Source organism: Janthinobacterium sp. Mn2066 (assembly GCF_049319705.1).
Classification (GTDB): Bacteria; Pseudomonadota; Gammaproteobacteria; order Burkholderiales; family Burkholderiaceae_D; genus Janthinobacterium.
Genome location: NZ_JBMOUF010000006.1, coordinates 308,132 through 319,866, shown reverse-complemented (window position 1 = coordinate 319,866; position 11,735 = coordinate 308,132). Strand labels below are relative to the sequence as shown.

At 64.0% G+C, this 11,735-nt stretch carries 3 protein-coding genes; 2 read left to right on the top strand and 1 reads right to left on the bottom strand.

Annotated features, from left to right (window positions below; all coding sequences use genetic code 11):
- The first annotated feature begins 126 nt into the window (after positions 1 to 126).
- Both ACL9RI_RS14000 and ACL9RI_RS13995 read left to right on the top strand, forming a co-directional pair.
- Positions 127 to 2,151 (top strand): aminotransferase class V-fold PLP-dependent enzyme, encoded by a 2,025-nt coding sequence (locus tag ACL9RI_RS14000; RefSeq protein WP_422727148.1) that lies wholly within the window; start codon positions 127 to 129, stop codon positions 2,149 to 2,151.
- 396 nt (positions 2,152 to 2,547) lie between these two features.
- A complete protein-coding gene (locus ACL9RI_RS13995; protein WP_422727241.1) occupies positions 2,548 to 11,160 on the top strand; it encodes a GH36-type glycosyl hydrolase domain-containing protein in 8,613 nt (2,870 codons plus the stop codon).
- On the opposite strand, the gene ACL9RI_RS13990 is transcribed toward ACL9RI_RS13995, so the two are convergent.
- Positions 11,157 to 11,732, bottom strand: a complete 576-nt coding sequence (locus tag ACL9RI_RS13990) for a TMEM165/GDT1 family protein (protein WP_422727147.1) — start codon at positions 11,730 to 11,732, stop codon at positions 11,157 to 11,159. The two genes, ACL9RI_RS13995 and ACL9RI_RS13990, sit on opposite strands and share 4 nt — an antisense overlap.
- Positions 11,733 to 11,735: the final 3 nt, after the last annotated feature.

Genomic DNA, 11,735 nt, shown 5'->3' with positions numbered 1-11,735 from the left:
TGCTGTGTAATGACTTAAAATAAAATGAATATGCTTTATGTGATGGCATACGCAGGAATTTTTGGTATATATTGACGGAGCGAATTCGTTAAGCTGTCTATTCGCCAGCAATTTTCTGATACCACCATGCACACTGAAATCTACCTCGACAGCAACGCCACCACCAGCGTGCTGCCCGCCGCCGTCGCCGCCGCAAAACAGGCGATGGAGCAAGGCTACGGCAACCCCAGCAGCACACATGCTACGGGACTGCAGGCGAAAGCGCTGCTCGATGGCGTGCGCCGCCGCGCCAGCCACCTGCTGGGCACGGGTGACGGCAGGCTGATGTTCAACAGCGGCGCCACCGAGGGCATCCAGACGGCCGTGCTGTCGGCGCTGTGCGCGCTGCGCGAACGCCGCGCTGCAGGCAAGCACATCGGCAGCCTGCTGTTGTATGGTGCGACCGAACACAAGGCCGTGCCGGAAGCCCTGGCGCACTGGAACCGTTTGCTGGGACTGAACCTGGAATTGCGCAAGCTGCCCGTCGATGCGCAGGGCCGCCATGATCTGCAGGTGTTGGGCGAGCTCATCGGCGACACGGCCATGCTGTGCACCATGGCGGCCAACAATGAAACCGGTGTCATCAGCGACCTGACGGCGATTGCGCAATTGCTGCAGCAGCACGGCGCCGATGCCTACTGGATGGTCGATTGCGTGCAGGCGCTGGGCAAGCTCAAGCTGAACCTGGCCGCCACGCGCATCGATTACGCGCCGTTTTCCGGCCACAAACTGTATGCACCGAAGGGCATCGGCATGCTGTATGTGCGCAACGGTGCACCATTCACGCCCTTGCTGATGGGCGGTGGCCAGGAAGCCGGTTTGCGTTCGGGCACGGAAAACATGACTGGCATCGCCGCCCTGGGCGCCGTGCTGGCCGCGCTCGACGACGGCAAGACCTTCCGTGGCCATGCCGAACTGTCCATCTTCCGCGAGCGCCTGGTAGCCAGCCTGGAACGGGCTTTCCCCGGCATCGTCTTCAATATGCCGCTGGCCTTGTCGCTGCCGACCACGCTCAACTTCAGCGTACCCGGCCTGTCGTCGAAAGAATTGCTGGACCTGTTCGATGCGGCCCGCGTGCGCGTCAGCTCCGGCAGTGCCTGTTCGGCCGCCAAGGCTCTCCCCAGTTATGTGCTGGAAGCCATGAACGTGCCGCAATGGCGCGCCAGCTCGGCTATCCGCATGTCCTTCGGTCCCTTGATCGATGCGCAAACAATCACGGAAGCGTGCGCCCGTATCGAGCGCTGCGGCGAGGCGCTGCGCAGCAATTGCCTGCTGCCGTCCGCCTCATCGCCGGTACCGCACGACGGCGTGCTGCAATTGACGTTTGACGGCGCCAGCACCTGGCTGATCAGCGACGCTGCCAGCGCCACCTGCGTGATCATCGACCCGCTGGCCGCGCTGGTGCCGCGCCTGGCCGCCTTGCTGCGCTGCCAGGGCTACAGCGTGCGCGCCATCGTGTACACGTCTGTGCCGGCCGACCAGGGCGCGGCGCGCCAGGCCCTGCTGCAAGCGCTGGGGCTGGAACAGGTCGGCGATATCGCTGCAGACGATGCACTGATGCTGGGGCAGCAGCGCTTGCACCGTGTCGATTGCGAAGGGCAGGACGTGTATGTGCTGGGTCTGGAGTTTGCCTTTACCGGTACGCTGGGGGCTGCTTCACTTGTCAGCTTGCTGGACCAGGGCATGCTCACGCCCGACACCGTGCTGTGTTCCGCCCGCGGCGATCAGCTGTGCAGCACCCTGCGTGCCGTGCTGAGCCAGCCAGCGTCGGCTCCCTTGCAGCTCGATGCCAAGGATCTCTCCGCCTTCCTGCAGCAGCACCGCGATGCGATCCTGGTGGACGTGCGCGAAGGCCATGAGCAGGCCGCTTGCGTGGACGATGTGTTCGAGGGCCTGGCCGTGCACAGCGTACCGCTGAGCCGCCTGGCGGAACAGGTCGGCGCCTGGCTGGAGCAACCACAGCGGCCGCTGGTGTTTTTTTGCCGCAGCGGCAATCGCAGCGCGCGCGCCAGCGCCTGCCTGCGCAGCCTGGGCCACAGTGCCGCATGGCAACTGAACGGCGGCCTGGCCATGGCCGCCGCGATGCGCGAGACCCTGGCGATCGCTGCCTGAGGCAGTTTGCTTTCACCTGAGTCTGACACCCTGTTGCATGGCTGCCATGCTGTGCTACAGGGCGTTAATTTCCTCAAAGAATCTTTCCGTATTCTCCCCGCCGAATTTCCTCCACGACAGAGCGATAATGCGCGGGCTTTGTACGCTAGCGCACGGTCTTGCGCGGCACGCACCCCTACGATGAAGTTCAGAAAATCTCCCTAACCCCGAGATAGACCGCCACGCCACGGCGCTACGTTTTCCACCTCAGACACGACGGTGGCGCACCGTTGCTTGCGGCTCATCATGTTATGCGCGCACCGAGCGAGGCCCAAGTTGAAAGAGTACACCGCCGCCGTCAAGGAAAAACTGTCCCGTCTCAAAGACGTTTTTCAAGACCCATCCCCTTCCTCCTTCATGTTCGACACCGCGCGCGACGACGACTTGCCGCTGCGTTCGGAATTGTTCAGCGCCATGCAAATGGCGGCCCATGGCAAGAACGTGGCCATCGGCCATGCGGTGGGCAGGCGCCATGGCCGAGACCGCTTGCTGGCGCGCCTGGCCGATAACGCGGCCCTGATCACGGCCACCGTCAATGAGTTGACTGCCACCGTGAAAAGCGGGCGCCAGGTTACGCCCGCCTCGGAATGGCTGCTCGATAATTTTTACCTGATCGAAGAGCAGATCCGCACCACGCGCCGCCATCTGCCGAAAAATTACAGCAAGGAATTGCCACGCCTGACGTCGGGCCTCGATGTCGGTTGTCCCCGCGTCTACAAGATTGCGCTGGAAATCATTTCGCATGGCGATGGCCATGTGGACCTGGAAAACCTGTGCCATTTCGTCGAGGCGTATCAAGATGTGGCGACCCTGACCCTGGGCGAACTGTGGGCCGTGCCCATCATGCTGCGCCTGGCGCTGATTGAAAACCTGCGCCGCGTGGCCGCGCGCGTAGCCGACGACCGCATGCAGCGCGACCTGGCCAATACCTGGGCCGACCAGATGACGGAGATCGCCGAGCGCAATCCCAGTGGCCTGATCCTGCTGGTGGCCGACATGGCGCGCTCGAATCCGCCCATCACCAGCGCCTTCGTGGCCGAACTGGCGCGCCGCCTGCAAGGGCAAAGCGCGTCGCTGACCCTGGCCCTGTCGTGGCTGACGCACCGCCTGGCCGAATCGGGGCTGACGATAGAGCAGCAGATCCAGGCCGAGATCGGACAGCAGGCGGCGGACCAGGTCTCGATCTCGAACAGTATCGTCAGCCTGCGCTTCCTGGGCACCATGGATTGGCAGGAATTCGTCGAGACCATGAGCGTGGTCGAGCAAACCTTGCGCCTGGACCCGGCCGGCACCTATGGCGCGATGGATTTCGCCACGCGCGACAGTTACCGGCACGCCATCGAGCGTATCGCCAAGCGCAGTGAGCGCAGCGAAGTGGAAGTGGCGGAAATGGCGGTGCAGCTGGCGCACACGCATGGCAACGGCAACGATGTCCGCCGCGCCCATATCGGCTTTTACCTGGTCGACAAGGGTGTCTTGATACTGGAAAAACAGGCCGGCGCCAAACTGCCTTTCATCGAGGCGCTGCAGCATACGGCGCGTGCGGCGCCGCTGGCCGTCTACCTGGGCTCGATCGCTTTCGTGACCCTGGCCGCCACTGCACTCTTGCTCGACCATGCTGCCCGCAACGGCGTGCATGGCTGGCTGCTGGCGCTGGTGGGCGTCTTGTGCGTGCTGGGCAGCAGCCAGCTGGCCGTGGCGGTGGTGAACTGGGTGGCGACCTTGCTGACGTCGCCGCACCCCTTGCCGCGCATGGATTACACGGGCGGCTTGCCGTCCGATGCGCGCGGCATCGTGGTCGTGCCGACGCTGTTGTACAGCGCCGAGAATGTGGCGCAGCTATGCGAAGCGCTGGAAGTGCGCTACCTGGCCAACCGCGACCCTAACCTGCGTTTCTGCCTGCTGACGGATTTTGTCGATGCGCCCACGCAGACTTTGCCTGGCGATGCGGCCTTGCTGCAGCAGGCGCAGGAAATCATCCGCAGCCTGAATGACAAATACCGCGTGGAAGGCCAGCCGTACAAGGAAAACGGCGATCCGGCCGAGCGTGCAGACCTGGGCCAGGTGGGCCCTTTCCTGCTGCTGCACCGGCCCCGCCTGTGGAACTCGCAGCAAAATGCGTGGATGGGGCAGGAGCGCAAACGGGGCAAGCTGTCGGACCTGAACGCCTTTTTACGCGGTGAAGGACGCGATAAATTCAGCCTGGTGGAAGGCGAATTGCGCGGCCTGCGCACCATCAAATACGTGATCACGCTGGACACCGATACGCAGCTGCCGCGCGACGCGGCGCGCCAGCTGATCGCCACCATGATGCACCCGCTGAACCGGCCAGTGCTCGATGCGGCCGGCACCCGCGTGGTGGCTGGCTACGGTATCCTGCAGCCGCGCGTGGCCGTAGCGCTGCCCAGCGCAAACGCTTCGCGCTACGAACTGCTGTGCGGCGGCGAACCGGGTATCGACCCGTACACGCGCACGGTGTCCGACCTGTACCAGGATGTGTTTTATGAAGGCTCGTTCATCGGCAAGGGCATCTACGATCTCGACATGTTCGAGCGCGTGCTGGGCCAGCGCCTGCCCGACAATAAAATCCTCAGCCACGATTTGCTGGAAGGCTGTTATCTGCGCGCAGGCCTGCTCAGCGACTCGCAACTGTACGAAGAATATCCGGCCCGCTATGACGCCGACGTGAGCCGCCGCCAGCGCTGGATACGCGGCGACTGGCAATTGATCGGCTGGCTGCTGGGCCGCGTGCCTGGCCGTGCCGGCAAGCGCGAACGCAATCCCCTGTCGATGCTGTCGCGCTGGAAGCTGTTCGATAACCTGCGCCGCAGCGTGGTGGCGCCCGCCACGACCTTGTCCTTGCTGCTGGTCTGGGCGGTGATGCCGCAAGTGGCGTTCTGGAGCGTGGCCGTGCTGGCCATCATCTTCCTGCCGCCGGTGGTGTCGGCGCTCTACGATTTGCTGCGCAAGCCGCGCGACACCTTATGGCGCCAGCATCTGGCCGCGTTTGAGCGGCGCGCTAGCGTGCAGTTTTCACACGCCATGCTGACCCTGGTGTTCCTGCCCTACGAAGCCTATGTCAGCCTCGATGCGATTGTCCGCACGCTGTGGCGCCTGGGCGTGTCGCACAAGCATCTGCTCGACTGGCGTGCCTCGAATCTGCATACGTCCACCGGCCGGCAAAGCGATAGCTGGCAAGCCATGTGGTGCTCGCCCGTGCTGGCGCTGCTGGCCACCGGTGGCTTGCTGTACTGGCGTCCGCAAGCCTTGCCGGCCGCCTTTGTGATCCTGCTGCTGTGGCTAGCCGCGCCGGCCATCGCCTGGTGGATCAGCCGTCCCATCGAGCGCGCCGTGGCGCGCCTGTCGGCCGAGCAGGGCGTCTTTTTGCATGGCGTGGCGCGCAAGACCTGGGCGTATTTCGAGACCTTTGTCGGCCCCGACGACCACTGGCTGCCGCCCGATAACATGCAGGAGCATCCGACCCAGGTGGTGGCCCACCGCACCTCGCCGACCAATATCGGCCTGGCCTTGCTGGCCAACCTGAGCGCCTACGATTTCGGCTATCTGACCATGGGCCAGCTGGTCGAGCGCAGCCGCGCCACCTTGCGCAGCATGGGCGAGCTGGAACGCTACCAGGGCCATTTCTATAACTGGTACGACACGCAGACGATGAAAGCGCTGCAGCCCATGTATATCTCGACGGTGGACAGCGGCAACCTGTCCGGCCACCTGATGACCTTGCAGCCGGGGCTGGTGGAACTGTATGACGCGCCCATCTTCGGCGCACAACTGGTCCACGGTATCGCCACCACCGCGCAAGTGCTGCAGCAATCCCTGATCGCCGAGGGCCACGGCCGCGCAGTGCCCGTGATACGCGATGCACTGGTCCTGCTGCAAAAAAACGCTGCACCGGACACCCTGCCGGCGTGGCATGCCTATCTGCAGCGGGCCAGCGAGGCGGCGGAAACGCTGCTGTCGCAGGCGCTGCCGGATGGCGATACCGACGGCGAGTCGGCGATGTGGTCGGGCGCGCTGGCGCGCCAGTGCCGCACCGCCCTGGCCGAACTGCTGTTGCTGGCGCCGTGGTCCGCGCAATCGGGACTGGACGCGGCCTTTGAGCGCGTGCCCACCCTGCGCGAACTGGCGAACATGGAAGCGCCCGACGGCACGCCGCAGGAACTGGCAGCCTTGCTGGCGCAGGGGCGCGAACAGGCGAACCGCCAGTTGCGCGACATCGCCCAGGCGGCAAGCCAGGCGCGCGACTTTGCGCAGATCGAATACGCCTTCCTGTACAACCCGTCGACCAAGCTGCTCTCGATTGGCTACAACGTCAGCGAGCGGCGTCTCGACCCCAGTTATTACGACTTGCTGGCGTCTGAAGTGCGCCTGGCCAGTTTCATCGCCATCGCCCAGGGCCAGTTGCCGCAAGAGCACTGGTTTGCGCTGGGCCGGCAACTGTGCATGGTGGCTGGCCAGCCGGTGCTGCTGTCGTGGAGCGGCTCGATGTTCGAGTATCTGATGCCGCTGCTGGTGATGCCGAACTACCCGAATACCCTGCTCGACCAGACCTATCACTCCGTGATCGAGGCGCAGATCGATTATGGCCGCCAGCGCGACGTGCCGTGGGGCGTTTCCGAGTCCGGCTACAACACGGTCGACGCCAGCCTCAATTACCAGTACCGTGCCTTTGGCGTGCCGGGCCTGGGCTTGAAGCGGGGCCTGGCCGACGACCTGGTGATCGCGCCGTATGCCTCGATGATGGGCTTGATGGTGCAGCCGGAAGCGTCGTGCCTGAACCTGCAGCGCATGCAGGCGGCCGGCTATATGGGCCGTTATGGTTTCTTCGAGGCCGTCGATTTCACCACGGCGCGTTTGCCGCGCGGGCAGGGCAGCGCCGTGATCCGCTCGTTCATGGTGCACCACCAGGGCATGGGTTTCCTGGCCCTCAGCTACCTGCTGCACGACCGCCCGATGCAGCGCCGTTTCGAGTCCGATCCGCTGCTGCAATCGGCCTTGCTGGTGCTGCAGGAACGCACGCCGCAGGCGGGCGCCTTTTATTCGAACACGGCTGAACTGGCCGTGCTGCGCAGTGGCGCGGCCGAGCAGACCATGCCGATGCGTATCCTCACGCAAGCCAACAGCGCCGTACCCGAAACGCAGCTGCTGTCGAATGGCCGCTATCACGTGATGGTCAGCAATGCGGGCGGCAGCTACAGCCGCTGGAAAGACTTGTCCGTGACGCGCTGGCGCGAAGACAGCACGCGCGATCACTGGGGCAATTTCTGCTACCTGCGCGACCTCGACGACGACGCCGTCTGGTCGACCACGTACCAGCCGACCCTGGTCGATCCGAAAAAATACGAAGTGATTTTTTCGGAAGGGCGCGCCGAGTTCCGCCGCTCCGACCATGGCCTGGACCTGTACACGGAAATCGTCGTCTCGCCCGAGGACGATATCGAAATCCGCCGCACGCGCATCAGCAATAATTCGAACCGCCAGCGGCACATAGAAATCACCAGTTATGCCGAAGTGGTGATGGCGCCGGCGCCGGCCGATGCCGCCCATCCCGCCTTTAGCAAGCTGTTCGTGCAGACGGAAATCCTGCCGCAGGAAAATGCCATTTTATGCACGCGCCGTCCCCGCTCGAAAGACGAGCAGATGCCGTGGCTGCTGCATGTGATGACGGTGCATGACGCTGACCGTTATGGAGTGTCGTTCGAGACGGACCGTGCACGCTTCATCGGCCGTGGCAACACGGCGCAACTGCCGCTGGCGCTGCAGGAAAGCGGCCCCTTGAGCGGTGGCCAGGGTTCCGTGCTCGATCCCATCGTGGCGATCCGCTATGTGATCACCCTGGAGCCGGACCAGGCCATCACCGTCGATAGCGTGACCGGCATGGCCGAGCAGCGCGATGCGGCGCTGCACCTGATCGACAAATACCAGGACCGCCATCTGGCCGACCGCGTGTTCGAACTGGCGTGGACGCATAGCCAGGTGGTGCTGCGCCAGCTCAATGCCAGCGAAGGCGACGCGCAGCTGTATGCGCGCCTGGCCAATGCGGTGATTTATCCGAATGCCGCGCTGCGCGCCGAAGCGAGTGTCCTGATCAAGAACCAGCGCGGCCAGTCCGGACTGTGGGCGTATGCGATTTCGGGCGACTTGCCCATCGTGCTGCTGCAGATACGCGATCCGGCCAATATCGAACTGGCGCGCCAGATGGTGCAGGCGCACGCGTATTGGCGGCTGAAAGGTCTGGTGGTGGACCTGGTGATCTGGTACGAAGACCAGTCGGGCTACCGCCAGCTGCTGCACGACCAGATCATGGGCCTGATTGCTTCCGGCATCGATGCGCAGGCGGTCGACCGGCCGGGTGGCATTTTCGTGCGCCTGGCCGAACAGATCGCCAATGAAGACCGCATCCTGCTGCAATCGGTGGCGCGCGCCATCATCAGCGATACGCGCGGCACCCTGGCCGAGCAGGTCAAGCGGCCTGCCAGCCCCGTGCTGCGCATGCCGCCTTTGATGCAGGACACCAGCCGCGAACAGCCGTCGCTGCCGCACCGCGCGGCAGAGCGCGAACTGATCCTGGAAAACGGCCTCGGTGGTTTTACCCCCGATGGCCGCGAATATGTGATCACCACCAGCGATACGCAGCAGACCCCGGCGCCGTGGTCGAATGTGCTGGCCAACGCCCAATTCGGCACGGTGGTGTCCGAGAGCGGCCAGGCGTATACCTGGAGCGAAAATGCGCATGAATTTCGCCTCACGCCATGGCATAACGACCCGGTGTCGGATCTGTCGGGCGAAGCGTTTTATGTGCGCGATGAGCAGAGCGGGCATTTCTGGTCGCCAGCGGCCCTGCCGGCACGGGGCAGCGGCGATTACGTGACGCGCCACGGCTTCGGCTACAGCGTGTTCGAGCACAGCGAAGGGGGCGTCACCACCGAGCTGACCACCTATGTGGCGCTGGACGCCGCCATCAAATATTCGGTGATCAAGGTGCGCAATGACAGCGGCGTGCCGCGCCGTTTGTCCGTCACGGGGTATGTGGAATGGGTGCTGGCCGATTTGCGTCCCAAGTCCAGCATGCACGCGGTGACCGAGGTCGACACCGTCAGCGGCGCCCTGTTTGCGCGCAATAACTACAACACGGAGTTTTCGGGCCGTGTCGGCTTTTTCAACACCGACGCCAGCATCCGCTCCATCACCTGCGACCGCAATGAATTCATCGGCCGCAATGGCAGCATGGCGCAGCCAGCCGCCTTGCGCCGGGTGCGTTTATCCGGCAAGGCGGGCACGGGCCTGGACCCGTGCGCGGCGATCCAGGTGCCATTTGAACTGCAACCGGGCCAGGAGCGCGAAATCGTCTTTATCCTCGGCGTGGGCGGGCGCCGCAATGCCGATGCCAGCACCATGGTGCAGCGTTATGTCGGCAAGGAGACGGCCCGCAGCACGCTGGAAAAAGTACGCGCCTACTGGGACACCACCTTGGGCGCCGTGCGCATCGAAACGCCGGAGCCATCGCTGGACGTGATCGCCAATGGCTGGCTGATGTACCAGACCATCGCCTGCCGGCTGTGGGCGCGCAGCGGCTACTACCAGTCCGGCGGCGCCTATGGTTTCCGCGACCAGTTGCAGGATGCGATGGCGATGGTGCACACTGCCCCGCAACTGCTGCGTGGCCATCTGCTGCTGTGCGCTGCCCACCAGTTCGTGGAAGGCGACGTGCAGCACTGGTGGCATCCGCCAGCGGACCGGGGCGTGCGCACGCATTGCTCGGACGATTACCTGTGGCTGCCGCTGGCGACCTGCCGCTATGTGATCGCTACCGGCGACCTGAATGTCTTGTCTGAAGTAGCGCCGTTTATCGAGGGGCGCGCCGTCAAGCCGGAAGAAGATTCGTACTACGACCTGCCGGTGCGTTCGGGCGAATCGGCCGACCTGTACGAACACTGCGTGCGGGCCATACGCCACGGCTTGCGCATGGGCGTGCACGGTTTGCCGCTGATGGGCTCTTGCGACTGGAATGACGGCATGGATAAGGTGGGCGAACACGGCAAGGGTGAAAGCGTGTGGCTGGCCTTCTTCCTGTATGAAGTGCTGCAGCGTTTTGCCGAAGTGGCCGTGCTGCGCGGCGACGCAACGTTTGCCCAGTTCTGTCGAGATGAGGCGGTGAAACTGGCGGCCAATGTCGAAGCCAACGCCTGGGACGGCGAATGGTACCGGCGCGCTTATTTCGATGATGGCACGCCGCTGGGATCGCACGAGAATGAAGAATGCCAGATCGATTCCATCTCGCAAAGCTGGGGCGTGTTGTCAGGTGCAGCCAACAAGGAACGCGTGGCTGGCGCCATGCGCCAGGTCGATGCACGCCTGGTACGCCGCGATTCGGGTGTGATTCAATTGCTTGATCCGCCGTTCGATAAATCCGCCCTCAACCCGGGTTACATCCGTGGCTACGTGCCCGGCGTGCGCGAAAATGGCGGTCAGTACACGCACGCCGCCATCTGGACGGCGATGGCCTTTGCCCGGCTGGGCGAAGGAGAGAAGGCGTGGGAGCTGCTGCGCATGATCAATCCGGTGCGCCACGGCGCCGACGCAAAGGCGACGGCGCGCTACAAGGTCGAACCGTATGTGGTGACGGCCGACGTGTACGCCGTGGCGCCCCACGTGGGGCGCGGTGGCTGGAGCTGGTACACGGGGTCGTCGGGCTGGCTGTACCGGCTGATCGTCGAGTCGTTATTGGGCCTGACGCGCGAAGGTAATCAATTGCACATCAGGCCATGCATGCCAGCCGGCTGGGATCGCTACAAGCTGCATTACCGCTACGGCGCCAGCAGTTATGCCATCACCATCGAAAAAGCCCAGGGCCAGCAAACCGGCCTGTCGCTCGATGGCGTGGCAGTGGACGGCGACAGCATCCCCCTGCTTGACGAGGGGCGGGAATACAGCGTGCTGTTAAGGATCTAAAAACCCAGCAGCTTGCCTGCACCCAGCAAGGTCGCCACGCCCAGGATGGCGAAGACGATGGCCGCGATGCCGTGCACCAGCGGCAGCGAGACCTTGTTGGCGATCCTGTCGCCCAGGTAGACGGCCGGTACATTGGCCAGCATCATGCCGACGGTGGTGCCCAGCACGACGGAATAGACGTCGTGGTAGCGGGCTGCCAGGGCAACCGTCGCCACTTGCGTCTTGTCGCCCATTTCCGCCATGAAGAAGGCGATCAGGGTGGTCAGGAACACGCCATATTTGGCCAGCTTGGTGTCGTCTTCATCGATCTTGTCCGGGATCAGGGTCCAGGCCGCCATCACGAGGAAGGAGACGCCCAGCACCCAGCGCAGCACATCGGGCCCCAGCATGCTGGTGATCCAGGCGCCGACGGCGGCGGCAAAGGCATGGTTGACGATGGTGGCGGCCAGTATCGCCAGCACGATAGGCAGGGGTTTGCGGAATTTGGCGGCCAGCAGGAAGGCCAGGAGTTGGGTTTTGTCGCCGATTTCAGCGAGACCGACGATGCCGGTGGAGATGAGGAATGCTTCCATGAG